We start from the raw sequence: 25508 nt of genomic DNA on the forward strand, positions 1-25508 counted from the left end.
ACGGAGCGTGGGGGGACGCGCTCCGCTCAGCAGCGGAAGACCTGAAGTGCGGCGGGGGAGTGGGCGGTCGAGGATCTCGACGTGCGCGGGTGCGCCGGGTCGGGCGCGAGCGGTGCGTACGAGGCCGCGGGGTCGCTCGCGAGCAGGGCGCGCGGGGGCGTGTCGGGGACGAGATCCTCGTCGCGGGTCCGCTGACGGGCGCCCAGAGGGGGTGCCACCTTGTGCGGATGCTCCGCTTCGGCGCAGGAGACTACTTCGCCCCTGTGCGCGGACGCGAACGCCTCGGTGGGAGCGAAGAGCTGGAGGCTGATCAGGACGGCGGCGAGTACCACGTACAGGGGTCGGGCCGTCGTACCTCGTAACATGCGCCCCCTCCCGGCGTCTCGTCCTCCATGTCAATACATAGGCTAACGCGGCAAGTTGTTTGCAGGGTTAACTCGACGTTTCACAGTGAAGTGGGCCGAAAACGCTGTGGAGGGGCCGAAAACTACGCCTCGACGAGCCCCTTGGCGTCGCGGGCCAGCGCGGTGAGCCGGGAGATGGCGCGGAAGTACTTCTTCCGGTAGCCGCCGTTCAGCATCTCCTCGCTGAAGAGCTGGTCGAAGGGCATCCCGGAGGCGAGGACGGGCACCTCGCGGTCGTACAGCCGGTCGGCGAGCACCACGAGCCGCAGCGCCGTCGACTGGTCGGGCACCGGCTGGACGTCGGTGAGGCAGACGGCCTTCAGGTCGTCGGTCAGGGCGCCGTAGCGGCTGGGGTGCACGCGCGCGAGGTGGTCGAGCAGATGCGGGAAGTCGTCGAGGGAGGCCCCGTCCGTGGCGTACGCGGCCTTCGTGACCTGCTCGTCGGAGAACGGCGCCGGGGCCTCGGGCAGCCCGCGGTGGCGGTAGTCCTCGCCGTCGATGCGCAGCGGCCGGAAGTGCGCGGACAGCCCCTGGATCTCGCGCAGGAAGTCGGCGGCCGCGAACCGGCCCTCGCCGAGCTTGCCCGGCAGGGTGTTCGAGGTGGCCGCGAGCGCGACCCCCGCGTCGACCAGCTTGCCGAGCAGGGTGGAGACGAGGACGGTGTCGCCCGGGTCGTCGAGTTCGAACTCGTCGATGCACAGGAGGCGGTGCCCGGAGAGCGTCTGCACGGTCTTCTGGAAGCCGAGCGCGCCGACCAGGTTCGTCAGCTCCACGAAGGTGCCGAAGGCCTTGAGCGCGGGCTCGGCCGGGGTGGCGTGCCACAGGGAGGCGAGCAGGTGGGTCTTGCCGACGCCGTAGCCGCCGTCCAGGTACACACCGCGGGGGCCGGCCGGGGTCTTCGGCGCCTTGGCCTTGCCGAAGCCGAAGAAGCCCCGCTTGCCGCCGCCGAGCGCGTGCGCCCCGCCGAGACCGGCCGCGAAGCCGGCGAGGACCTGTACGGCCTCGGTCTGGCTCGGCTGGTTCGGGTCCGGAATGTACGTTTCGAAGCGCACGGAGTCGAAGCGCGGCGGCGGCACCATCTCGGCGACCAGCCGGTCCGCGGGGACGTGCGGCTCGCGGGCGCACAGGGACGTGGGGGCTGCTTCGGGTATCGGTTCGAACCCGGAAGCGGCGGAGGAGGACGACACGGTTCCCCACTCTAAGCGCCGTGCCACACTGCACGACATGCGACGCCTGTTCCCTGTGACCTACGAAACAGCAGCCCAGGCCACCGCCGGGGCCCCAGATGCCCCTGGTGCGGCCGTGTCGGATGCGACGGACCGTGAGTGGGAACTGCTGGAGCTGGCGGAGGCTTACGCCTACCCCGAGCTCCGCTCCGCCGGTGTCCGGGAGCCCTGGCTGCGGGCCAACATGGTCTCCACGCTCGACGGCGCCGCCCAGCACGACGGGAAGTCCCAGGGCATCTCCAGCGCCGCCGACATGCGGATCTTCGGGGTGCTGCGGGCTCTCGCGGACGTCGTGGTCGTCGGGGCGGAAACGGTACGCCAGGAGGGTTACCGTCCGGCACGCGCGCGTGCGGAGTTCGCGGCGTCCCGGGAGGCGGCCGGACAGGGCCCGGCGCCCGTGATCGCCGTCGTCACCGCGAGCCTCGACCTGGACTTCTCACTGCCCCTGTTCACCTCGCCCCTGGTGCCCACGCTCGTCCTGACGGGCGCCGCGGCGGCCCCCGACCGGGTGGCGGCGGCCGAGAAGGCGGGCGCCGAGGTGGTGATCGCCGGGGACGGGACGGGCGTGGACCCGGTACGGGCCGTACGTGCCCTCGCCGAGCGCGGCATGACCCGGCTGCTGACGGAGGGCGGCCCGCGGCTGTTGGGCCAGATGGTCGCGGCGGGTGTCCTCGACGAACTGTGCCTGACCCTTTCCCCGACGCTCACGGCGGGAGACGCACAGCGGATCGCCGGGGGGCCCGCGATGGCGGTTCCCGAGCGGTTCGAACTGGCGTCCCTCCTGGAGGAGGCCGGATTCCTCTTCGCCCGATACCGTCGCCCCTGACCGTCGCCCCTGACCGACGGCCCTGGCGTCGGTCCCGGCCGTCGGTCGGGGCAAGGTAGCGGAGTAGATCGTTCCGATTATCTTCCGCTGGGCACACTAAAAATCGAAGTCCCCGTGCGATCACGGGGCAGGATGGTTTCCGCAGGGGGCCAGGGAGGCCCACGGAGGAGAAGGGCGCCTGTCGTGTTCACAAGCGTATTGATGATCGAGAAGGCCCTGACGTCCGCCGACGTGGAGTTCGTCACCACCTTGCACGGTGACGAGGTGGTCGCCTTCCATGTGCTGCTCCAGCCGCGGGGCGACCAGGCGGACCGGCTGCTGCGGGCCATCGACGACGTCGCGCTCGGGGAGCTGGACGAGGCGGCCCACGAGCGTGAGACGCCGGAGGGCGCGGACGCGGCCGGTCAGGGGCAGCAGGCCCTCGACGTGTCGCTGGTGGCGCTGCGCTCGGCCGGCAGCGAGGCCGAGGGGCGGCTCATCGAGAACCACCCGCTCGACGCGCTCAAGGAGCTGGTCGACGAGATCGACGCGGACGAGGTCATCGTGCTGACCGACCCGCACTACGTGGAGGAGTTCTTCCACCGCGACTGGGCCTCGCGGGCCCGTCACAAGGTCGGCGTGCCGGTGCTGAAGCTGTTCTCGCACAGCAAGGTGTAGGACTCCCGCCGGGCGTGGGCGCCGTGGGGGCCGCCGGGACCGGTCGGGTGCGGCCGGCACGTGGCTGGTCGCGCCCACGCGGCGGAGGCACACATGTCACAGCCCCGTGCCCCTGGGAGGTTGCGGGAGGCCGCACGGAATAGGCTGGGGCGGGCTCCTGTCCGTGGGAGCGCGCTTACCGTCGTACCGGATCTTGGGAGATACACACATGGCACCCGGCCTTCCTACCGCCATGGACCGACCGCACTTCATCGGCATCGGCGGCGCCGGGATGTCGGGCATCGCCAAGATCCTGGCGCAGCGCGGGGCGAAGGTCGCGGGCAGCGACGCGAAGGAGTCCGCCACCGCCGAGGCCCTGCGGGCGCTGGGCGCGACCGTGCACATCGGCCACGCGGCCGACCACCTGGCCTCCGACGCCACCTGTGTGGTGGTGTCCTCGGCGATCCGCGCGGACAACCCGGAGCTGGCCCGCGCCGCCGAGCTCGGCATCCCGGTGGTCCACCGCTCGGACGCTCTCGCCCGGCTGATGGACGGCCTGCGCCCGATCGCGGTCGCGGGCACGCACGGCAAGACCACGACCACGTCGATGCTCGCCGTGTCCCTCTCCGCGCTGGGGCTGAACCCCTCGTACGCGATCGGCGGCGACCTGGACGCCCCCGGCTCGAACGCCCTGCACGGCGAGGGCGAGATCTTCGTCGCCGAGGCCGACGAATCGGACCGCAGCTTCCACAAGTACGCCCCCGAGGTCGCGATCGTCCTCAACGTCGAGCTCGACCACCACGCCAACTACGCCTCCATCGACGAGATCTACGAGTCCTTCGAGACCTTCGCCGCCAAGATCGTGCCGGGCGGCACGCTGGTGATCTCCGCGGACCACGAGGGCGCGCGCGAACTGACCCGGCGCCTGCCGGCGGACGTACGGGTGGTGACGTACGGCGACGCGCCGGACGCGGACGTACGGGTCCTGTCCGTGATCCCCCAGGGCCTGAAGAGCGAGGTGACGGTGCTCCTCGACGGCACGGAGCTGACCTTCGCCGTCTCCGTCCCCGGCCGCCACTACGCACACAACGCGGTGGCCGCGCTGGCGGCGGGCGCGGCGCTGGGCATTCCGGCCGCGGAGCTGGCCCCCGCGATCGCCTCCTACACGGGCGTGAAGCGGCGTCTGCAGCTGAAGGGCGAGGAGGCGGGCGTCCAGGTCGTCGACTCCTACGCGCACCACCCGACCGAGATGACGGCCGACCTGGAGGCCATGCGCGCGGGTGCCGAGGGCCGCATCCTGGTGGTCTTCCAGCCGCATCTGTTCTCCCGCACCCAGGAGCTGGCCAAGGAGATGGGCGAGTCCCTGGCCCTGGCCGACGCCTCGATCGTGCTGGACATCTACCCGGCCCGCGAGGACCCGATCCCGGGCGTCACCAGCGAGCTGATCATCGAGGCGGCGCGGGCGGCGGGCGCGGACGTGACACCGGTCCACGACAAGGCGCAGGTGCCCTCGGTCGTCGCGGGAATGGCGAAGCCCGGTGATCTCGTTCTCACCATGGGCGCGGGAGACGTGACGGACCTCGGTCCCGAGATCCTGACCCGCCTGTCGAAGTAGCCGTGACGTTTGTGAGGGGTTGAGCTTCATGTCGTACGACATCGAAAAGCCGGACGAGCAGTGGCGCGCGGAGCTGACCCCGGCCGAATACACCGTCCTGCGGAAGGCGGGCACCGAGCCCGCCTTCACGGGCGAGTACACCGACACCAAGGCCAAGGGCGTCTACTCCTGCCGCGCGTGCGGCGCCGAACTCTTCACCTCGAACGAGAAGTTCGAGTCCCACTGCGGCTGGCCGAGCTTCTTTGATGCACGCAACTCGGATGCGGTGGAACTCGTGTCCGACCGTTCACACGGGATGGTGCGGACCGAGGTTCGGTGTGCGCGGTGCGGGTCGCATCTTGGACATGTGTTTGAGGGCGAGGGGTATCCGACGCCGACGGATCAGCGGTACTGCATCAACTCGATCTCGTTGCGGTTGACGCCGGACGAGGAGTGAACTGCGAGCGGTGAGTTCGAGAATCCGCTTGGCAGCCTGATTGGCCACGGGCGGAACAGTTCCCGGCCTATAGCCCGCCTCGTCTGCCGCTACCTGCGGCTTTGCCTCGGAAAGGGCCTCTGATCTGTGTCGGAGGCCCTCTCTGATCTTTCGGAGGCTTGCCGTGTCGGGCGGCGAAAAATCCCTCGGAAGTCCCTCAGGCAGCGCTGAAAGTCCCTGAAAAGTCCCAGGAGCAGGGGGCGGGCGACGCCTCTGAGCTGGTTCGGATCGATGGGGTGTGACGCTGTTGCTCTACCTCCGCGGCTTTGCTACTGCCGCGAGGTAGGAAGTGGTCTGCGGCGGAGTGTTTGTGGTGTGAGGTCGGTGCAGTCGTAATGCGTAGGACGGACGGCGCTGCCGCTGACCTGATGAGGCAGCACGCCTGGGACATCTTCCCGGACATCGGCGTGCCAGCGACGGCGTACGAGGATCTCGACCGGTGATGTCTGTGCGGCCGTGCCCGGCATCAGTCCCGTTCCCGCCGTAGCCAGGACACGTGATCCGGTCTGTATCGGTAGGCGCGGAAGACCGCGTTCTGGGCGCCGCGGAAGGATTCCATGCCGACGCCCGCGCCGAAGGCGCCGAAGTGCGGCACGACGTACTCCCAGACGACGTCGCCGTCGGGGGCCATCTCGAAGAGTCGGCCGAAGGAGCCCTCGGCGATGAAGGTGTGCCCGTCCGGGAGGCGTTGGGCGCTGGACTTGTAGGGGCTGTAGAAGTTCTGGGGCGGGGTGTCCTCGTACGACCAGACGATCTTCCGGGTCGAACGGTCGACCTAGATCACGCGGGAGCAGGGGACGGAGGTGTCGTCGCGGTAGGAGCCGTTGTCGAAGAGTTGTGCCGGAGTCCAGTTCGTGCGGGTGGTGCTGCTGGGCCGGGAAGTCCGGGCCCAGCCTCCAGGTGACCCGTGAGGTGGCGCGGTCTTCAGACGGGGCGCGGTTCGCGCACTGGTGGCTGGGCTGGCCACGGGGCACGAGGGCCCGACGACTGGACCGGGCACTTCGTGGCGCAGCTCGCGGTGCCGTCCGCCGAGCTGATGCGCGTTGGTGAGGGCGTGATCCTTCGGCGGCGCGCGTTGCCGATGCTGCCAACGTCGAACCGTCCGTCGTAGGCAGCACTGTCACCATCCGTCTGCGCGAAGAGGCCGCCCGCTCGCTGATGACGGATGTCAGCCGGTTCTCGGCGTCCCATGCGTAGCGCCAGGTGTCGGGCTTGTGGGAGAGCCGGGACTTCTGGCGGAGGGTTCCGAAGTCCCCACCGAACCCCGGGCAGTTCACACCTCAATAGCCCAGATGCGGTCACCGTCCCCCACTTTTTTACGCAGGCCAGTAACCGGAGGTGGTCGGCGCTTGTCGTTCCCGTCGTCCGCTCGCCGAGTTTGCGTCCGCGGTCATCCGCCACGACTGCGGTGTGAGTGCGTTTGTGCGCGTCGATTCCGAAGATGACCATTGGCCGGCTCCCCCTTCCGTCCCTGCAGTCCGATCAGGCCGGTCGGGGGCGTATCTCAATCCGGGCGATGCCGCGCTATCAAGCCACACCGGCCAGGCTGTGGCTTCGCGAGCCGCACCATCGGACCGGGCCACTATCGAACGGGCACGAAGTGGTGGAGCGAGCCCACGAAGCCACTCTCAGCATGACATTGAGGAAGTGGTGTACCGGCTCCCACCTGTGGACAGGGCTGGTCACTGCACCGTGGGGGTGCCGTTGCGGATGACGACGGTGGCGGAGCACTGCTTGTCGGCGCTTGCGCCCTGCTGCCAGACGCAGATCCGCATGGTGTGACCGATGTCCGAAATCACGCTGGTGCGTTCGGCGCCGCTCGATGCCGCGAGGCCGACGGTCAGCCCGTCGTCCCGGATCAACTCGGCGTGGCACGTCTCGAAGTAGCTGGTGTTCAGCATCCCGTACAGGTTGCCGGAGCCGGCGTTGTCGAGCCAGGCCGTGCAACCGCCGGCGGGTCCGGCGGAGACCCCGGAGCCCTTGATCGCGGCGGAGTCGTCGCTCATGCTCACGCCCGCGATCGGGTACGCGCTCGGCTCCATGGTCGCGGACGCGCTCGGACGCACGACGGAGGAGCCTCCTGCCGCCGACGAGGTGGACGGGGACGAGGGCGGGAGGCCCACCGGTTCAGCGCTGCCGTTCGTCGTGGCGGAGGCTGACGGCGAGGCACTGGGTGAGCGGGAGGGCGAGGGCGACGCGCCGGTGCTATGGGCACCGGACGCGGAAGTGGACGCGGAGATGGAAGCGGACGCGGAGGCCTCGTTGCCGCGTGTGCTCGTGTGGGATTGGAAAAGCGAGGGGTCGATGAGCACGACACCTCCGACGACCACCGTGACGACGCAGGCGACGAGCAAAGGGAAGAGGATGCGGCGGCGCCCACTCCCCGAGCGTCCCTGCTGGGGGGCGACCATGACCTCGGCCGCGCCACCGGATTCTGGGGAAACGACCGCGCCGCCGGCCACCGCGCTACTCGCCGCCGCAGGGGCCGCGGTACGGGCCGCGGCGGCCATCGTCGCGGCGTCGGGGAAGCGGTCCTCGGGTTTCTTGGCGAGGGCGGTGGCGACGAAGTCGCGCACCGGTTGCGGGAAGTCGGCGGGCAGGGCAGGCACCGGCTGCTGGACGTGCTTGACCAGGATCTCGATGGCCCGCTCACCGTCGAAGGGCAGTTTCCCGGTGAGCATCTTGTAGCAGACGACGCCCATTGAGTAGAGATCGGAGGCCGGGGTGGTGCCATGGCCCTCGACCTGCTCGGGGGCGATGTAGAGCGCGGTGCCGACGACGGCGTGCTCGGGGGTGATCTTGGAGGTGGCGAGGTCGCGGGCGAGGCCGAAGTCGGTGACCTTCACTCGGCCGTCGGCGCAGATCAACAGGTTGGACGGCTTGATGTCACGGTGCACGACCTGCCGCCGGTGCGCGGCGTGCAGCGCCTCGAGCGCTTCGGCGGTGGTGGCCAGCGCCTGTTCGGGTGGCAGCGGCCCGCTCTCCTTGAGGAACTCGTCGAGCGGTCGTCCCTCGACCAGTTCCATGACGATGTAGGCCACCCGGCTTCCGTCGCCGAGGGCGTTCTCGCCGTAGTCGTGGACGTCGACGATGCCGGGGTGGTCCAGCGAGGCGAGGATCAGGGCCTCACGGCGGAAACGTTTGGCGAACCTGGCGTCGTCGAGCAGCTCCGGGCGCAGGATCTTGACCGCGACCCGGCGTTCGAGGACAGTGTCGTCGGCCCGCCAGACGTCGCCCATGGCGCCGCCGCCGATCCGCTCGGCCAGCGTGTAGCGCCCGCCGAGCACGGTGCCCCGATCCCACACACCCGTCCCCCAGATCGCACCCGGTCAACAGCTGCCAACCGGCGGTGCAGTCTGCCAGATTCGGACGCGACAAACAAAGAAAACTCCATCCGCGGAACGACCCTGACGAACAGTCAGCTAAGCAGCCTTGACGAAGTCCGGTGCGGTATCGAGCCCCCGTAAGGGGCGCGGGGAACTGCGCGACCAGCCCCCACCGGCCCGCGGGTTCGTCATCGCGCTTCCAGCGGAGCGCTTAGCTCCGGAGACAAGGCAGACGGGGCCGTCGGGTCGGCTCGGTGACACGCCGTACGGCGACGGTACGCCCGGCGGTACATGCACGGGCCCCTCACTCATGCGGTCGAGTCCCAGAAGATCTGCAGGTGCTTCTCCTGGACCAGGTCGAAGCGGAGGGCGAGTGAGACGAGGGCTTCGCGCTTCCAGTCGAGGCGCGGGCTGTCCTGCGTGCCGGTGCGCTCTCGCACCTTGAGCTTGGAGCCCGCCAGGTAGTCGATGTGGAAGTTGACGGCGGACACAGTCAGGTCACCGCAGCCGGGAAGCGCGCGCAGTCGGCTGACGACGTCGGGGACGCTGGGGATGGCGAGGCTGGACGGGTCGCGCAGCCGGGGCTCGCAGAGGGCGAGCAGCACCAGGAAGTACTTGGCCGTGGGGTCGAGTACGAAGGGCATGAGGGTCAACTCGGCCGAGCGGCTCACGGGAGCCTCCGGTCCCGGGTCGAGGAAGGCGTGACGCGGGGCGAAGACCGTGAACCGGACGAATCCGTCGGTCAACGGCAGTACCACGCGGGAGAGTTCGAACGGGATGGGCGCTCCCATCCGGCGCGGGGCGACCTTCACGTACTCGCCGCCACCCTCCAAGTTCTCCACCACGTACGTGGTGCGCGGGCTGAAGTTGGTCAGCCGCCAGTGGTCGTCGCTCGCGGTGAGTTCCCCCGCGTAGCGGGACACACCCTCGCCGAACAGGGGAATGTCGACCGGCCGTTCTCCGGCCCCGCGCCCGAACGTGGCCATCTGCCCCGGTCCTAGGGCGAGCTGCCGGGGCCGGCCGTGCCGCACGGCAGCCGCCCCCGGAGGTTCCGGGAGTTGAACGATGACCGTCTCCATGTTGCGCGCCCCATGTCGTCCACGTCATCCGCCCGAGATCGCGGAGACCCTGAGAGCCCTCAGGTTACGTGGGGCGGCGGGCAGCAGCAGAGTCGTCGACGTACTCGACCTACTCGACGTCCTCATCGCGGTCGTCGCAGCCGTCGCAGTCGTCGACGTAATGGAGGCATCCCGCATGACAGACGCCACGCAGGATCCGGGGCAGCCGACCGCCGCACCACTCTCCTCGAAAGCCGCTCCCCCGAAGGCCGCTCCTCCCGAGGTCGACCGGCTGGCGGGCACGCGGGGACTCGGCGAGTACATCACCGCCCGTCACGGGGTCTCGCCCTCACGCGCGCTGGCGACCGGGGCGGCCATCGCGGCCATCGCGCTCGCATTCCTGATCGTGCTGAGTGGACCGGTCTCCAACGCATCGGTCTTCTCCTCCGCCTACTCGGTTCTGCACGCCGTCTACCTCGGCTTCCTGTTCATGCTCGTCGCCGGAGTCGGCCAGGGCATCCGCGGTCTCGTCGCCGGTGCCCAGGCGCACTACTTGTACGCCGGCGGAGTCGTGCACACACGCAGGTCCGTCGCCCGCGCCGTCGCTTGGCAGGACGTCATCCAGCTCAGGAGCATCCACCGCCGACGCGGCGACCGGCCCGACGTGGGCGAGGTCGTCGGCTACCGGCTGGAGGCACGGGATGGCACGTCGATCGTCATCCCGCTGGTCCTGACGGAGGGCCGCGACGCCTTCGTCGACCGGATCGTCGCGGCCCTCCGCACGCACAACCGCCCGATCGTCTAGGAGTTCACGATGTCCGACAGCAACGACACCACCGCCAAGGGGACGACCGCCCCGGCCTCCACCCCACCGCCGTACGTGGCCGTCCCGGCGCCGTACCACGTCGCCTCCCCCCAACAGCGGGCCATCTGGGAGACGAAGGCCAAACGCGGCATCGGCTTCGGCGCCGCATGGCTCATCGGCGGCGTGCTCATCACCGTCGTCACCTACGCCCAGGCCCAGGGCGGGGGCGTGTACTTCGTCGCCTGGGGTCCGGTGATGTACGGCATCTACCGGATCGTCACCGGCCTTCTGCTGCTGAACAAGAGCAAGAGCTGATGGATGGAGTGACTGTGCCTGAGCAGGAGGCAACCGATCCGACCGCGTCAACCGACCAGGCCACTTGGCAAGTTGGCCCTGCGTCTGGATCACGCAGCGGAAGCGGACCAGGGAAGCCGGAACTTCCCACCTGGCAACAAACCCCGCGGGCCACACCGCCCCCCATGGGACGACCTGCACCTCTCAAGACACCGGCTCTCAAGACACCGGCTCCCAAGACACCAGCACGGCTCGCTCAGTTGACCGCGCCCACCCCGGCCAAGCCGAACGGGCCCGGCACCGGCGGCGGTCCGAGCGTCTCGACCGGATCACCTTCATCTCTTCAGGCGCCCGCGCCGCGGCCTCCCCGCACTCGGGGTCGCATCGGCCTGACGCTACGTCGATGGCGGCTGCCGCTCGTCGCCGTGCTGCCCTGCCTCACACTGGCCGGCATCGGCTGGTGGTGCTGGCCCAGCCAACCCACCCCCGTCCCACCGCACTTGGTCGCTGGGACGGTGCACGCCGCGCTGCTCACTCCGGACGAGGCGAGCCGGCTGACAGGGATGACCCTCACCTCCAGCTCCGAGGCGAGCAAGCCCTCTCCAGCCCTGGCCGCCGATCCATCGAGCTGCGCCATCGCAGTCGGGCCGACCACCCAAGCAGTCTTCGGCAAGGACTGGACAGCCTTCCTGTCCGCCACCTACCAGGACGCCGGAGGACTCGGCAACTACACGATGACCCAGGTCGTCGGCGTCTATCCCGACCGTGAGAAGGCCGGTGCTCTCCTGCGGACGCTGACCGCAGGGCTCCGTTCCTGCTCGTCGGCCGTCCGCACCGACCAGGATGGCCGCGGCTCCAAGTGGACCTATCGCATCGACGGCACCGCCTCGAACAGCGTCTCCTGGACAGCCACCCAAGACGGCGGCAACGGCTGGGCCTGCTATCGCCAGGCACAGCTCAAGGGCAAGTCGCTCCTACAGGTGGGGATCTGTGAGGCAGGCGACGGGCGGTCGACCGTCCAGGCGCTCACCCGCCGGGTCGCTGCCGAGGTGCGCGGATGAACGCCGAAGCTGAGAGGACCCACCGCACATCCCGGTCCCGTCGGAACGGCGGACGCCACTCTGTCGTGCCGGCTCTCACGGCGCTGCTCGTGCCGGTCCTCAGCGCGGGCCCGGCAGCGGCCGCGACCTCGACGATGCCCCGCACGGCAACCGCGCCGGCGAGTACCGAGGTCCCCGCATCAGTCTCCGTGAGCGGCGGCCTTCCCTCCGACATCGTCTTGAAGGACGTCATCCCCTACAACAACAAGGTCAAAGAACTCGAGCGACGCAAGACGGAACTGACCACCGAGAAGCAGTCACTCACCAAAAAAGCGGCCAAGGTCAACTCGCAGACCGACACCTACAACACCAAGGACGCCACCTGCGCTGCCCGGGTGAAAGCCCACAACAGCAAGATGGACGCCTACGAGGCGAAGGTGGATGCCTGGAACTCCACCTCGCACGACTACGTGGTGCCCGAGCAGCGGGCCGCGTACGAAGCGGCCGTGGCCGAGAAGGAAAAGCTCGACGCCGAGGGCGTCGCGCTGCACCAGGAGACGGCATCGATCAATGCGGAGCAGAAGCAGCTCGACGTCGAGGAAGCCCAACTCGGCGTCGAGCAGGCCGAGCTGACCACGGAGATGACCGACCACAACGCACAGGTCGCGACCTGGACGTCCGACCAGCAGCAGCTGGAGACGCAGCATCAGCAACTGCTCGTGGAGATTGCGACCGCGCTCCAGGACCAGCTCGACACCCCACCGACGCAAGCCACGTCCATGGCCCAGGGCGGAGACGCGACCGGGCCCCTGGAGCCCACCGCCCAGGCAGCCCAGGCCCCCGGCGGCGATGCCACCTCACGGGCCGGCCAGGTGGCATCCATCAGCTACTACGCGGTGAAGAACAAAGCCCCCGTGAAATTCCAGCCCGTCGTGGCACAGCTCTCGCCGAGCACGATTTCGAAACAGTCGGCATCGGCCGCCGCACAGTTGGCACCCACCGCCACCTACGACGGCCTGCTGCCCGAAGAAAACGGCCACTACAAGGCCATCGAAATCCAGACCAGCACCGCCAACACCTCCCAAGGAAGGACCGCCTTCAACAACGCCCTCGCCCACGGCGGCCAGGCCACCGCGAGGCTCAACGGCCGCCCGGTCGTCATAGACGGGACCGTGACTGTCCCAGCCGACGACAGGACCAAGGACAGGTGCAACAAAGGTCCTAGCTTCACCGATCGCGGCATCTTCTACATCGTCTACCTGCCCCTCCACGAGCAGGCTGGAGCATGCGTGGCCAGCGGGGCCTTCGCGCAACTCGGCTTGAGGAACTACACCAATGGGAAACGACCCAGGCTTGGCTTCCCCCTGCCGGGTCTGACGACCCTGCCTCTGGACAACCGGGCCCGGGGACACCTCATCGGCTATGCCATGGGCGGCTCGAACAAGGACACCCGGAACTTCGTTCCCCTGTACCAACAAGCCAACCAATGGATGTACACGCACGCGGAAGATCCGGTCGTGAAAGCCATCAAGGCAGGCGGCAGTGTGTACGTCGAGGCATATCCACGGTACGGGGATCCGGACTCTGTTTTGCCCACTTCGATCGATTACGACACCCAGGGTGATGTCCAAGAGGAATGCGTCATCAAGAACAACCCCACAGGTGCCGGAAGCCACTGCCGGAAGGGATCTTGAGAATGCGGACCAACGAGGTACTCGACACGCTCATCCCGATTCTCGGTCCCCCCGTGCGCCACGGGGAAGCCGACCTTGTCGCGCAGATCGGTCAAGAATGGGGAGTCCGGTTTCCCTCGGATTTCATCGAGGTCGCCGGAGCGTACGGCCACACCATGATCGGTGAGTTCATCTTCCTCGCCGGAGCGTCGAGCATCCGTTCCTACGCGGAGCAGATGGGAACGCACATGGACGAGAACACGACCGTTCCCTGTGCGGTATTGCCGACCCCGGGTGGATCGCTCTTGTGGGGTAACACGATTGAGGGCGACCAGCTCTTCCTGCAACCCCAGGACGACGGGCGCTGGACCGTTTCGGCTTTCCGCCGGAACCATCGGGACTGGCTCGGAACAACTCACGAGTTCGGCGAATGGTTCATCGGTGTCCTGTCAGGAGAGCTGGAGACCGACTGGATGCCTGAATGGCCGCCGCTCCCCCTCGACATCGAGATGTAGGAAAAACAATCACTCAAGAAGGGGATCCGGATGTCCGAGACAAAAGGCGTACTGCTGCCGGCCTACGTACTGGCCGACGAGTCAGGCTCGATGAGTCCGTACCAGGAGGAACTGTCCAACGGACTGGTGTCGTTGTGCGAGGGACTTCGCGCAGAGCCGATGGTCGCGGCGAAGCTGCGGCTGGCGGTGCTGGGGTTCTCCGACGACGTGCAGGTGCGGCTCGCCGTGGCCGACATGCGTACCGAGGGCACCCTGCCTCAGATGGAGATCCGTGGACTCACCAACTACAAGGCCGTGTTCGAGGATCTGCTGCATCGGATTCCCGCCGATGTGCAGTGGCTGCGCGGCGAGGGATACAAGGTGCACCGCCCCGTGGTGTTCCTCCTGAGCGACGGGCAGCCCACCGACGGCGGGGCCTGGCGCGGCCCCCACGCCGCGCTGACCGACAAGTCCCAGACCCCGACGGCCCCGAACATCATCGCCTGCGGTATAGGCGACGCCCGGGCCAACACCATGCTCGAAGTGGCGACCCGCCCCGAATTCGCCTTCGTCGCGAAGGCCGGGACCGACATCGGTCAGGCCATCTCCGAGTTCTTCCATTCGCTGACCGCCAGCCTGGTCGCCTCCGGGCAGGCGCTGAACTCGGTGAGCCCGCAGCTCGTGGTCAACCGGCCGGACCAGTTCACCATGGCGATCGACGAGGTGTGACCGTGAACATGAACCCGGAGAACGCCCTCGCGCCCGCTGGGACACAGAAGGCATCGGCCCAGGCGCACCCCACGCACCCCACGCACCCCGCGCCCTGGCACCGGATCGTGATCGGAACCCCGGGGCCAGAGTTCGAGGCGCTGCCCCCTGGCCAGTACGACTTCGACTTCCCGGACACCGAATGCGACGGCTGGTCGACCACGGAGCTGGCCATGCGGTTCGCCTCGGTGCGCGGTGCCAAGCACCGCTACTACCGGCAACCGCGGCAGGACGCCGCACGAGCGGCGGTACACACCGCCACCGGCAGCATCGTCTTCGCGGTCGCCGACGGCGTTTCCAGTGCGTCCAGTTCCGAGCAGGGCGCCGTAGCGGCCTGCCAGGCAGCCCTGGACCGGCTGCTCCACCTGCTCGACCAGCCTGGAGAACCCATCGACCTGCGTGACGTGGCATGCCACGCGGCCGATCGACTGCGTGAGCTGACGCGGTGGCGCCTCGGCGGACGGGACCCGGAGTTCAGCGAGGTGGCCGGCCTGTACGCGACGACGCTCGTGGCGGGCGTGGTCCGCCCTCAACCCGTCGGGCCCCTGGTCGAGCTGTGCCGCATCGGGGACTCGGGAGCATGGACCCTGGACCGCTCGCGCGGACAGTTCCTGCCCCTGTTCCCCACCAAGACGGGGTCGGACGTCCTCCTGGTGTCCAGCACGGTGACCCCCCTGCCCCACGTGCCCGATCCGCTCGAGCAGACCAGCAGGCGCCTGTCCTCCCACGAGGCGCTGCTGATCGGAACCGACGGCTTCGCCGACCCGCTCGGCGACGGCGACGGCCAGGTCGGCTCCCTCTTCGCCCGCCACCTCGCGCACCCGCCGCCGCCCCTGTGGTTCGCGCACCTGCTGGACTTCTCCCGGGAGACCTTCGACGACGACAGAACCCTGTTGACGATCTGGCCCACGACACCTGAGGGGCAGTGGTGAACTCCCCGCGAACCCCCATGGTCGAACATCACAAGCTCACCCTGGGAAGGCAGTTGGGCCAGGGCGGCCAGGGCGCGGTCTACGAGGTCACGAACCGGAAGATCAACGAGGCGGCGGGCGACGGCTGGGACGTGGTCTACAAGGAGTACGGTCCTGCCGTACTGCCCGCCCTGCGTGCGGACGCGCTCGCGTCGAGAGCCGAGCTGATCGGCGGGTTGAACGCGGCGGACGCCAAGTGGCTGTGCGAGAGGACCGCTTGGCCCGCGGCCGTGGTCCAACGTCAGGGGCACACCTGCGGGTTCCTCATGCGGGCCGTTCCCGAGCGCTTCCGGTTCGCGTTCCAGAACCTCGGCGGAGCGAGCGGAACCCAGCGACTCGCCAACATGGAGTATCTCCTCAACGACGACGCCTACGTGGCCGGCGTCGGTCTGACCATCAGCAGCCGGGACCGTCTCGCCATCCTGGGCGACCTGGCCACGACGCTCAGTCGGCTCCACCGCCTCGGCATCACCGTCGGAGACCTCTCCCCGAAGAACCTGCTGTTCGCCACCGCCCCGCACGCCGAGTGCTTCCTCATCGACGCCGATGCCATGCGTCTTCGGGGCGCCACCGTCCTCCCCCAGGCCGAGACTCCCGACTGGCAGATCCCCGACGGAGAGGAGAAGGCGACCTGCGCCAGCGACGTCTACAAGCTCGCCCTGCTCGCCGTACGCCTCATCGCCCGTGACCAGACCGCCACCGACCCCGCCGCGCTGGCACCCGTCGGCCCAGCACTCGTCGACCTGGCCCGCAGCAGCCTCGATCCCGACCCGACCAGGCGTCCGACTCCGGCTCTGTGGGCGGAAACCCTCGCAGCCGCCGCCACAACAGCATCGACCGCTCCGGCATCGGCGCCGGCAGGACCCGGCCCCGGGGCAGTGTCGGCGCCGGTTCGACAAACCCGGCGAACGCAGCGAACCCGGCGCGCTCCGGGCAGCCCCCTGCCGGGAGGGGCCGCCCCGGGCAGGAAACCAGCCAAAGCCAAAACCGGAGCCGGCTTCGCCGCGAGCGTCGCGGTCGTACTCGTCGCGCTTCTCGCTCTCGCCGCCACGCACTCTAACCAGGCCGATTCCGGGACGGCTTCCGGGTCGGTCGCCCCGGCTGTGTCGGATTTCCCGGCCGTGCCCGACTCCCTACCCACCGACCCCGCGTCCACGGACCCCGACCCCATAGACCCCGACCCCGCGACCTCTGAACCCGATACGCCGTCAGAATCCCCGACCCCCGACGCCATCGCCGACGCCGAGGTCGGGTCCTGTTTCTACGACAACGGGACCAGCGAAGACCCCGACCTCGTCGCGACCGACTGCAAGGACGGGGCGTTCAAGGTCGTGAGCATCTACTCCGACACGACCGACCTGTCCAGCTGTGACAACGTCACCGACAACGACGAGAGCGTGTCCTCCGCACGCAACGACCTCGTGCTGTGCCTGAGCTATCAGAGTCCCGGCGGCACCGCCTACCACGCCCACCAGGGTGACTGCGTCTACGGCTCCAGCGGCACCGGCTCATGGAGCACCCAAACCTGTCAGACCGGGAACTTCAAGGTCCTGGCCACCTACAGAGGCACCAGCGACGACTCGAAGTGCAACTCCTGGCCGCACTACAACCAGTGGAAGCACTTCGGGGTCGCAAGCGACTCAGGACTGGACGTGCTGCTCTGCCTGTCCATGAACTACCCCGACGACGCCGGATACGCAACGAAGAACGAATGCCTCCTCAAGTCCGGCAGCGGCCAGGACGTGACCTTCACCAACGTCGGCTCCTGCGCCGCCTCGAACGTGGTGGTCAACGGGCGCACCAGCCAATACGACGCCGGCGCCTTCTGCGGAAACTACGGCTCGACCACGTGGAAGCCCTCGGACTATCCGTCACTCGCCTACACAGTGTGCTGGAGATGGAAGTAGGTTTCCGACCGCATTCTGCACACCGGCCGCGGCAGCACGCGCACCTCGGGCGAACTCCGCGGAAGGTGCCGACGTTGGGTCTGAGCAGGGTCGGGACCGGCGCGGTGATCCCGCGACCTGATCCGCCGGACAGGCCCTAGCCAGGGTCGACCCCGTCGCTGTTTCCGGTGCTGGATCCGAGCGGGATGTCCTGACGTTTCGGCACCTGTTGTCATACCTGGTTGTCCGTACCACTGCCGGATTGTCGCTGGATTCGCCTGACGGAGCGTTAACTGGATTGCAGGGCATCTGGCCGTGAAATCCGTAGCCAGCGGGTCGGTACGGGGCGGTTGGGAACGGCGGGGGTGTGGCGCTGTTTCCCGGAACATGGCTCCCGGACCGCTGTATGGCCTGCTGTGGTGGGGGCTGGCGGACGGGGGATAGGCCAGCCACTCCGAGCCGGTGTTGGCCGCAGGTTCGAGTCCTGGGCGGGAGCCACAAAACATGGCTGGTCGTGTGCGGGGCGCTGATCTGCGGATTTGTGCAACGGTGAGGGTGGAGGGGCGGTCCGGCTGGTGCCGGTCGCCCCGGGGACGGGTCGGTGAAGTGCCGCCGAGCCTTCGTTGGTGCCCTTGCGCAGGTTCGAAACTCTCGGCGCGGAACACGGGACGTGGGAATGGGGGAAGCCACCGGTCGGGGGCGGGCAGTTGGTGATCAAGACGGTCGTCCGGCTGAATCGGTAGCCCGTGATCACGGTCGTGCCAGTGGAGTCTCGTGTCCGGCTTCAGAAATGTGGACGTTGGGCGCCGCGGGACGAGACACGGCACGGTTCCCGGACGCTGTGCATGGACCGCCTCCGGGCCGCCGGTAATTGGACCCGGAGATCACATGAACAGACGGGAGGATCGTTTGAGTTGATCGCATTGTCAGTCCCCTCTGTCATCATCCCGCCATGCTGTACGACGCCTTGGTGGCCGAATCCCGTAGGAACGACTCACTCGACGACGTGAGGTCCGCCGCGCTCGACCGCGTCCGCTGGCTCGTCGACCTCTTGGAACGTCAGCGGACCGAGTTCCGGCGGTCCATGGGGCACGAGCACCGGCGATCCAGGGCGGCGGGCGCGGCGACCCAGGCCGAGATCGACGGGCGGCTCGCGGCCTGCGCTGACGAGGAAGGCAGGGCCGCGGTCCTGTGCCTCATGCTGGCCGCCTGCTTCGACGACACGAGCTTGTGGCAGTACGACGTCGAGATCGAGCCCCTGATCTCGCGGGTGCGCGGCTGGACGCCCGACGAGATCGCGGTGATGTTGCTCCGCGCCACCGAGTACGACATGGGCTTCTGGTTCGCCAATTCGCTGGGGCTGGTGTTGAACGCCGCCGACCAGCTCGACGCCGACGGCCGCCGTGCGGTCATGCCCTGGCTGCGGCACGCACACACGGAGCTCATGGACACCTCTGTCGAGGCGCGCCTGCGCGCGTCGCTCGCCCAGCGCCTCCGCGCGCTGCTCGCGAGCGTGGACGAGGCGTACGTCCCCGAGGGACTGATCCCCGCCGACGCTCCCTGGGCCTCCCCGCTGAGCGACCGTGCGAAGACCTCTCCGACGCCGGAACTGGCGGGCTTTGTACGGCACTTGGCGAGCCTGTCGGGGCCGCGTCCCACGCAGAGGTGGCGGCGGACGTGCCTCGAACTCGCGGACGCGGCGTCGGCTCGGGACCTCGTGGCCGACGTCCTGCGGGCGCTGGCCGAGGACGATCCGCTGTGCAGCAGGGGAAGCGGTGCGCACACGGGCTGGCTTCACGACGGTTACCACTACCACTACGTCGTCCAGCAGAACGACGGTGACCTGGCGCGCGGCATAGTCTGGGCGGCCGCGCTGGCCGACGGACCGGCCGCGGTGCGGCACCTCGGCGCCCTCGCTCTGCGGACCGGCGGACCCGGAACCGACGTGATAGAGGACCTCAAGCTCGCGGGCGCGGCGATCAACGCGCTGGCCGAGACCGGCGATCCGACCTCTCTGGAGGCCCTGTGGCGGCTGCAGTCCCGGATCAAGCACCGGGCTCTGCGCAAGCAGCTCGACACCGCGCTGGTGACGGCAGCCGGGAAGCAGGGCATCACAGCCGAGCAGCTCATCGAGCGCAGCGTGCCGGACCATGGCCTGGCGCCGGACGGTTCGCTGGAACGGGAGTTGGGCGGACACCGGGTACGGGTGGCGATCGAGGAAGCGGCGACCGTGCGGATCACCTTCACGCGCTCCGACGGGGGGACGTCCCGCACGGCTCCGGCGGCGGTGAAGGACGGCTTCCCGGACGATCTACAGGAGTTGAAGGCACTGGCCAAGGAGGTGCGGGGGACACTGTCGGGTGAGCGGGCCCGCGTCGAGGCGCTGATGTCGGCCGGGCGCGAGTGGCCGTACGACGAGTGGTGCCGCCACTACCGCGACCATCCGGTCACCGGGGCTCTCGTCCGCGGCCTGATCTGGGAGTTCCTGGGCGCGGACGGCACGTGGCGTGCGGTGGCACCGATGGCCGAGTCGCCCGGCCGGCCCGAGCGTGTTCGGTTGTGGCATCCGATCCGGGCGTCGACGGACGACATCAGGGCGTGGCGGGAGCGGCTCGTCGCCGAACGGCTGAGGCAGCCGTTCAAACAGGCCTTCCGGGAGATCTACCTGCTCACCCCGGCGGAGGAGGAGACCGGCGTCTACTCCAACCGGTTCGCCGCCCACATCGTCCACTACCGGCAGCTCTACGCGCTGTTCAAGGAACGCGGCTGGCAGGCCAACTTCCTCGGCCGGCACGACGGCGGCTACGACGGGAAGGCGCGGGCCGAGTTCGGCGACGGCGAGTGGCGGGCCTGCTTCCACCACGAGCCCGCCGCGGACGACGACGGCAGCGGCTACGCGCCCGAGCACGCCGCGACGGACCAGGTCCGCTTCGAGCGGCGGGACGGCCGGCGCTGGCGGGAAGTTCCGCTGGCGGAGATGCCCCCGCCGGTGTTCAGCGAGGCGATGCGGGACGTCGATCTGTTCGTGGGCGTGACCTCGATCGCCGCCGATCCCGACTGGACCGACCGGGGTGGGGACCGCTATGCCGGGTACTGGCGGACGGCCACGTTCGGTGCGCTGACGGCGAGCGCCGAGGTCCGCCGCGACGTGCTGGAGCGGATCCTGCCGCGCCTGAAGATCGCCGGCCGGTGCACGCTCGCCGGCCGCTTCCTGACCGTCCGCGGCGAGCTGCGCACGTACAAGATCCACCTGGGCTCGGCCAACATCCTGATGGAACCGGACGACAGCTACCTGTGCATCGTCCCGTCGCGCGGCAAGAGCGACGGCAAGGTGTTCCTGCCGTTCGAGGACGAACGGCTCACCCTGATCCTCAGCAAGGCGTTTCTGCTCGCCGCTGACACGAAGATCACCGACAACACGATCCTCCGCCAGATCAAGAGGGGTGCCTGATGGACCTCGCAGCCCGGCTGATGCGCGCGCTGACCGACCCGGATTTCATGCTCGAGGACAAGGACAGGCACCCGGATCTGTCGCAGGTCTCCGATGAGGAGCTCGGCAGCCTGCTCGTCACGGCCTACCGGGTGGACGCCTCGGCCACGCACGCGATGACGATGGTCCGCTTCGCGGTCGAGGACGCGGCCGGGGAACGGCAGCCGCGTTATACGCCCGACGCGTGCCGCCGGATGTTCGAGGCGCTCGTCGAAAAGTGTGAGGAGCGCGGCTGGGTGGACCTCACCCTGGGCCTGGGCGCGCTGGAGCGCTGCACGGGGCCGCTGCCCGACGTGTCCGAACCGGCTCGAACCCTGGTCGGGTTCTGGCTGGAGAAGGACACTGTGCGTCAGCCGTACGCGCTGCTCGCGGTCGCGGGGCTCGCCGGCGACGGGACACTGCGCGCGGCCGTGGAGCGCCTCTCCCGTGATGTGGGCCCCATCGTCGCGGACGAGATCGCCGTCAGTGCCGGCCTCGCCCCGGCCGAACGGGCGCTGCTGTCCGAGATCGACCGGGACCACAGGTTCGTCTCGCCGCTCGCGCACGCGTGGCGCAGGTCGGCCGAAAACCCCGCTTACGTGACGTTCGCCCGCCGCGCGCTGGAAGCGGCGGCCGACCGCACCGACGCGATCCGGGCGGGCGAGATCCCCTACCGGGCGGACAAGGCGTTCACGGACCGGGAGATCACCTCGCTCGGACAGGCCCTGCGGGTGGCGCTGCTGCGCGACGAGCCCTGGCTGCCGGAGCTGTTCGAGCGGCTGCTGCCCGGCGTCGCCCTCGCCCCGACGGCGGCAAAGACGCTTCCGTCGCAGGCCCTGCTGTACGAGGTGGTCCGCGCCGCGCAGGACTTCCCGACGCCCGAGCTGGTGACCGCGATCCGCACCATGCGCCGGACTGTCCGGCACGCCGGGGTGCCCAAGCAACTCGACAAGATGCTCAAGAAGGTCGACGCGGCCCTGGCCGAGCGGACCGACGTGGCGCTGCGGCTGCCGAGGCTGGAGTTCGACACCGCATCCATCAGCGGCTCCGCCGTGGGTGGCGTCCTGCGCCGGACGGCCGGCGACTACCAGGCCGTCGTCATGGTCGCCGAGACCGCCACGCTGACCTGGGAGAAGGACGGCCGCCCGCTGCGCAGCGTCCCGGCGCCGGTCCGCCGCGACCACGCCGCCCTGGTCAAGGAGCTGCGCGACCTGGTGAAGCGGGTGAACGCCCAACTCGTCACCCTCGTACGCGCGTTGGAGGGCGGCTTCACCGTCGAGGCCGTCCACCCGTACGGCTGGTGGCGCACCGAGCTGGCCGGGCACCCCCTCGCCCGGACCCTCGTACGCCGGCTGATCTGGGAGATCGAGGTCGCACCCGGCGAATGGCGGGCCGTACTGCCCGAGACGGACGAGCACCTTCCCGACGCGCCCGACGACGCCTCCGTACGGCTCTGGCACCCGCTCCGCTCCGACCCCCACGCCGTGCGGGCCTGGCGGGACCTGCTCACCGAGAGGTGCATACGGCAGCCCTTCAAGCAGGCGTTCCGCGAGATCTACCTCCTCACCCCGGCCGAGGAGCAGACCCGCGTCTACTCCAACCGCTTCGCCGCGCACATCGTCCACTACCTCAGGATGTTCGCCCTGTTCCGGGCCCGGGGATGGAAGAGCGACCGGCTCGGCCCCTGGGATGGCGGGGACGGCGACGAGGCCGAGCGCACCCTGGCGGCGGGGGAGTGGCGGGTCCGCTTCTTCCACAGCTGGGCCGACTGGGCGGGCGACGACGAACTGGCCTCGACCGACCAGGTGCGCTTCGACCGCCGGGTGGCGGGCGCCTGGCGCGAGGCACCGCTCGCCGACGTGCCCCCGCTGGTGTTCAGCGAGGCGATGCGCGACGTGGACCTCTTCGTGGGCGTGACCTCGATCGCCGCCGATCCCGACTGGACCGACGGCGGCCCCGAGCGCACCTACTGGGAGCGGACCGGGTTCGCCGAGCTGACCGAGAGCGCCGAGGCGCGCCGCGACGTGCTGGCGCGGATCCTGCCGCGCCTGAAGATCGCCGGCCGGTGCACTCTCGACGGCCGCTTCCTGATCGTCCGCGGCGAGCTGCGCACGTACAAGATCCACCTGGGCTCGGCCAACATCCTGATGGAACCGGACGACAGCTACCTGTGCATCGTCCCGGCACGGCGCTCGGGGGACGGCAAGGTGTTCCTGCCGTTCGAGGACGAACGGCTCACCCTGATTCTCAGCAAGGCATTCCTGCTGGCCGCCGACACCGAGATCACCGACGAGTCCATCCTCACGCAGATCAAGCGAGGTGCCTGATGGCCACCGTGACGTTCCGGGACGAGACCGCGACGGGCAAGCCGCTCACCGAGTGGGAGGTCGCCGGGTTGCCCGAACGGATGACCGTACGGGAGCTGATCAGGCTCCGGGTCCGCGAGGAGGTCGCCCGGCACAACGCCCGCCCGAGCGATCGCTTCAACGGACTCGTCCGCCCGGACGACGCCGAGATGGAGCTGAACGGCTACCGACTTCGCGAGCCCCGCCGCATCGACTGGGAGCGCCAGGCCGAGATCGCCGAGCGAGCCTTCCTTGCCAACGGGTTCTTCGTGCTGGCCGGCGATCGCCAAGTCGAGGACCTCGACGAAGTCGTGGATCTCATCGCCGATCCCGACCTGGTCTTCATCAAGCTCGTCGCCCTCGTCGGCGGTTGAGAGACCGGCATTTCTCAGCCGACGAGGCCAAGCCTGTCCGCGTCCATCAGGCCGGGGGCAACTCTTCCGTCCTGATCGGCAGGCCACCGTCGCCGTCAGCCGCCCGCCCGGGCGGCGGTACGGATCTCGGCCGCTGTTGACCAGTGCTGTCCGCACAGGGCATGCCCGTGGGGCTGTTGCGGCTCAGCGCGTTTCCAGTGGTTCTGTGCGTAACGGGAGTTGAGGCCGTCTGGGGCGGGGCGTTGACACGGCCCTCGCCGGGCGTTCGATCGAGGTGTCAGCACCGTCCGCCCGCCCGGCGAGGTCGTGGTCAGTGTGCGCCCGTCCACCATGTTCGCCAATGCGTCCGTCACCGGGTGCGAGAGGTTACGCGGTCTGCTGCGTGGCCGATGGCGGCGCGGGCGGTGATGGTACTGCTGTCGCTGCACGGCCTGTCACCGGCGCAGATCGCCGTGCTGCTGGAGTATGACCCGGCCACGGAGCGCCGTTCGATCGGCCGCTTCACCATCTGCGGGGCGGCCGGCCTGGACGACTGGCCCCGCTGCGGACGTCCCAGGCTGGGCGGCAGCCGGTTGGGCGCGAGGATCAGCGCCCTGCTCAAACAGCCCGGACTGTGGACGGTGCCGCGACTGTATCGGTACCTGGGACGGCCGAAGATGAGTCGCCGCACGCTGTATCGGCGCCTGCGGAAGGTGGCCGTCTGACAGCGGCCCGAGCTGATCGCCCGCGGCGATCCGGCGCGCCCCGCGGTGGTGGCGATCGCCAAACGGCTGCGCCCGCTGCCGGTCGGGACGTTGGTGTGGGCGGCCGACGGTGATCTGCCGTGGTCGTGCCGCGTTGTTCGGCTGGAGAAGTGTGCATGCGCGAAGCTCGACGGCTGGCCGAGCTTCTTTGATGCACATAACGCGGATGCGGTGGAACTTGTGTCCGACCATTCACACGGGATGGTGCGGACCGAGGTGCGGTGCGCCAGGTGTGGCTCCCATCTGGGGCATGTCTTCGAGGGCGAGGGGTATCAGACGCCCACGGACCAGTGGTATTGCATCAACTCGATCTCGATGCGGTTGATCCCTGACGAGGAATAGGTGCTCCGTGCGCCGGGGGCTCTGCCAGAACATCGGGGGAGGGTGGCGCGTCGCGAACGCCGATCCGCCGGCGGGAGCCCGTCACGAGGGAGCCGTGGGGGCGCGGGCTGACGTCACTGAGTTCGTCAGATTCGATGACTGGTTGCGCAGGCTCGAACCCTCGGCGGGCCTACCACCAGATGGGAAGGGCGTGACCAGCGGTTTCGTGGTGGGAGAGTCGCGGTGGTGGCGACGTATGTCTTGCCGTAGGGGCCTGACCGCAGGACGTGCCGGTTACGGACAGACCCGCGCCGACGCCCTCCTCCTGGGTGACCGTGTCGTGAAGGCGCTTGCAGCAGTTGCTGGGCACGGCGCTGCACAGGCGCACCCGAAGCCGTGCTGTCCGCCCCGCGATGGACGGGCTGGATGGTCGGCACCGTACTGGCGGCCGTCCTCGTCAAGGTTGGCGCCCTCGAGACCTTGGGCAGCCACGTGCACCGCCGAAGCCGACGGCACCCCGGATAGTCCGACCCTCGGTCCACGCGCGCCATGGATGATTGAGTACGCAGCGCCCCACCGGGCACGCTGCGCAGCGCGACCCCTGCCCGGCACAACAAGGACCACACGCTCCGACCGGGCGTGCCTCCGGCCATGCCGTGCCCCAAGCGTGCCCTTCAGAACGGACAATGACGGTCGACAGAGATATGCCGGGGCAGCGGGACAGGCGCAGCAGACGATGACCAGGACAACGGCGCCGAT

20 protein-coding genes and 2 pseudogenes are annotated in these 25508 nt (G+C 69.3%); 17 read left to right on the forward strand and 5 right to left on the reverse strand.

Annotated elements, in window-relative coordinates:
• Window positions 1-26: 26 nt before the first annotated feature.
• Window positions 27-365, reverse strand: coding sequence for a hypothetical protein (locus FNV62_RS37825; RefSeq protein ID WP_063818504.1), 339 nt, complete (start codon window positions 363-365; stop codon window positions 27-29).
• A 122-nt stretch (window positions 366-487) separates the two neighbouring features.
• A complete protein-coding gene (zapE, locus tag FNV62_RS37830; protein ID WP_097286600.1) occupies window positions 488-1591 on the reverse strand; it encodes a cell division protein ZapE in 1104 nt (367 codons plus the stop codon).
• 37 nt (window positions 1592-1628) lie between these two features.
• Here zapE and FNV62_RS37835 point away from each other — a divergent pair, with 37 nt between their 5' ends.
• The 4 genes from FNV62_RS37835 to msrB all read left to right on the forward strand — a co-directional run bounded on the left by FNV62_RS37835 (window position 1629) and on the right by msrB (window position 5143).
• A complete protein-coding gene (locus tag FNV62_RS37835; protein WP_144315837.1) occupies window positions 1629-2456 on the forward strand; it encodes a pyrimidine reductase family protein in 828 nt (275 codons plus the stop codon).
• A gap of 183 nt (window positions 2457-2639) precedes the next feature.
• The gene (locus tag FNV62_RS37840) at window positions 2640-3113 is read left to right on the forward strand and encodes an indole-3-glycerol phosphate synthase (RefSeq protein ID WP_079090183.1); all 474 of its coding nucleotides are present in this window, start codon (window positions 2640-2642) and stop codon (window positions 3111-3113) included.
• Window positions 3114-3321: 208 nt separating this feature from the next.
• Complete coding sequence (gene murC / locus FNV62_RS37845) at window positions 3322-4707, forward strand: UDP-N-acetylmuramate--L-alanine ligase (protein ID WP_143609428.1); 1386 nt, start codon at window positions 3322-3324, stop codon at window positions 4705-4707.
• 28 nt (window positions 4708-4735) lie between these two features.
• Window positions 4736-5143 (forward strand): peptide-methionine (R)-S-oxide reductase MsrB, encoded by a 408-nt coding sequence (gene msrB, locus FNV62_RS37850; RefSeq protein ID WP_097286603.1) that lies wholly within the window; start codon window positions 4736-4738, stop codon window positions 5141-5143.
• A 505-nt stretch (window positions 5144-5648) separates the two neighbouring features.
• Here msrB and FNV62_RS56005 read toward each other — a convergent pair.
• The 3 genes from FNV62_RS56005 to FNV62_RS37865 form a co-directional block, all read right to left on the reverse strand.
• Window positions 5649-5813 carry a hypothetical protein gene (locus FNV62_RS56005; protein ID WP_225900496.1) on the reverse strand — a complete coding sequence of 55 codons (165 nt, stop codon included), beginning with the start codon at window positions 5811-5813 and terminating at the stop codon, window positions 5649-5651.
• Between the two features lie 1051 nt (window positions 5814-6864).
• Window positions 6865-8487: a serine/threonine-protein kinase gene (locus FNV62_RS37860; protein ID WP_143603196.1), complete on the reverse strand. Its 1623-nt coding sequence runs from the start codon at window positions 8485-8487 to the stop codon at window positions 6865-6867.
• 329 nt (window positions 8488-8816) lie between these two features.
• Window positions 8817-9587, reverse strand: coding sequence for a serine/threonine protein kinase (locus FNV62_RS37865; RefSeq protein ID WP_097286605.1), 771 nt, complete (start codon window positions 9585-9587; stop codon window positions 8817-8819).
• A gap of 175 nt (window positions 9588-9762) precedes the next feature.
• On the opposite strand from FNV62_RS37865, the gene FNV62_RS37870 reads away from it, so the two are divergent.
• The 13 genes and pseudogenes from FNV62_RS37870 to FNV62_RS57645 form a co-directional block, all read left to right on the forward strand.
• Window positions 9763-10371: a hypothetical protein gene (locus tag FNV62_RS37870; protein ID WP_164406006.1), complete on the forward strand. Its 609-nt coding sequence runs from the start codon at window positions 9763-9765 to the stop codon at window positions 10369-10371.
• Window positions 10372-10380: 9 nt separating this feature from the next.
• A complete protein-coding gene (locus FNV62_RS37875) occupies window positions 10381-10686 on the forward strand; it encodes a hypothetical protein (protein WP_164657650.1) in 306 nt (101 codons plus the stop codon).
• A 404-nt stretch (window positions 10687-11090) separates the two neighbouring features.
• A complete protein-coding gene (locus FNV62_RS37880) occupies window positions 11091-11726 on the forward strand; it encodes a sensor domain-containing protein (protein WP_205523175.1) in 636 nt (211 codons plus the stop codon).
• Entirely contained in the window at window positions 11723-13399 is a 1677-nt protein-coding gene (locus FNV62_RS37885) for a DNA/RNA non-specific endonuclease (RefSeq protein ID WP_143609430.1), read from the forward strand. The genes FNV62_RS37880 and FNV62_RS37885 overlap by 4 nt, the downstream gene beginning before the upstream one ends.
• A 2-nt stretch (window positions 13400-13401) precedes the next feature.
• Window positions 13402-13893 (forward strand): hypothetical protein, encoded by a 492-nt coding sequence (locus FNV62_RS37890; RefSeq protein ID WP_097286607.1) that lies wholly within the window; start codon window positions 13402-13404, stop codon window positions 13891-13893.
• A 30-nt stretch (window positions 13894-13923) separates the two neighbouring features.
• Entirely contained in the window at window positions 13924-14601 is a 678-nt protein-coding gene (locus tag FNV62_RS37895; protein WP_143603198.1) for a vWA domain-containing protein, read from the forward strand.
• 8 nt (window positions 14602-14609) lie between these two features.
• A complete protein-coding gene (locus tag FNV62_RS37900) occupies window positions 14610-15572 on the forward strand; it encodes a protein phosphatase 2C domain-containing protein (protein ID WP_225900900.1) in 963 nt (320 codons plus the stop codon).
• Window positions 15569-17518 (forward strand): hypothetical protein, encoded by a 1950-nt coding sequence (locus FNV62_RS37905; RefSeq protein WP_144315838.1) that lies wholly within the window; start codon window positions 15569-15571, stop codon window positions 17516-17518. Before FNV62_RS37900 ends, FNV62_RS37905 begins: the two co-directional genes overlap by 4 nt.
• Before the next feature lie 931 nt (window positions 17519-18449).
• Window positions 18450-20948 (forward strand): DUF4132 domain-containing protein, encoded by a 2499-nt coding sequence (locus FNV62_RS37910; RefSeq protein ID WP_144315839.1) that lies wholly within the window; start codon window positions 18450-18452, stop codon window positions 20946-20948.
• Window positions 20948-23293 carry a DUF4132 domain-containing protein gene (locus tag FNV62_RS37915; protein WP_144315840.1) on the forward strand — a complete coding sequence of 782 codons (2346 nt, stop codon included), beginning with the start codon at window positions 20948-20950 and terminating at the stop codon, window positions 23291-23293. Before FNV62_RS37910 ends, FNV62_RS37915 begins: the two co-directional genes overlap by 1 nt.
• Window positions 23293-23685, forward strand: coding sequence for a hypothetical protein (locus tag FNV62_RS37920; protein WP_097286612.1), 393 nt, complete (start codon window positions 23293-23295; stop codon window positions 23683-23685). Before FNV62_RS37915 ends, FNV62_RS37920 begins: the two co-directional genes overlap by 1 nt.
• A gap of 315 nt (window positions 23686-24000) precedes the next feature.
• A pseudogene (locus FNV62_RS57640) lies at window positions 24001-24497 on the forward strand (IS630 family transposase); the annotation flags it as partial.
• Window positions 24498-24560: 63 nt separating this feature from the next.
• Window positions 24561-24770: pseudogene (locus FNV62_RS57645) on the forward strand (peptide-methionine (R)-S-oxide reductase); the annotation flags it as partial.
• Window positions 24771-25508 lie beyond the last annotated feature (738 nt).

Origin of the sequence: Streptomyces sp. RLB3-17 (assembly GCF_007113425.2) — a bacterium.
Classification (GTDB): domain Bacteria; phylum Actinomycetota; class Actinomycetes; order Streptomycetales; family Streptomycetaceae; genus Streptomyces; species Streptomyces mirabilis_D.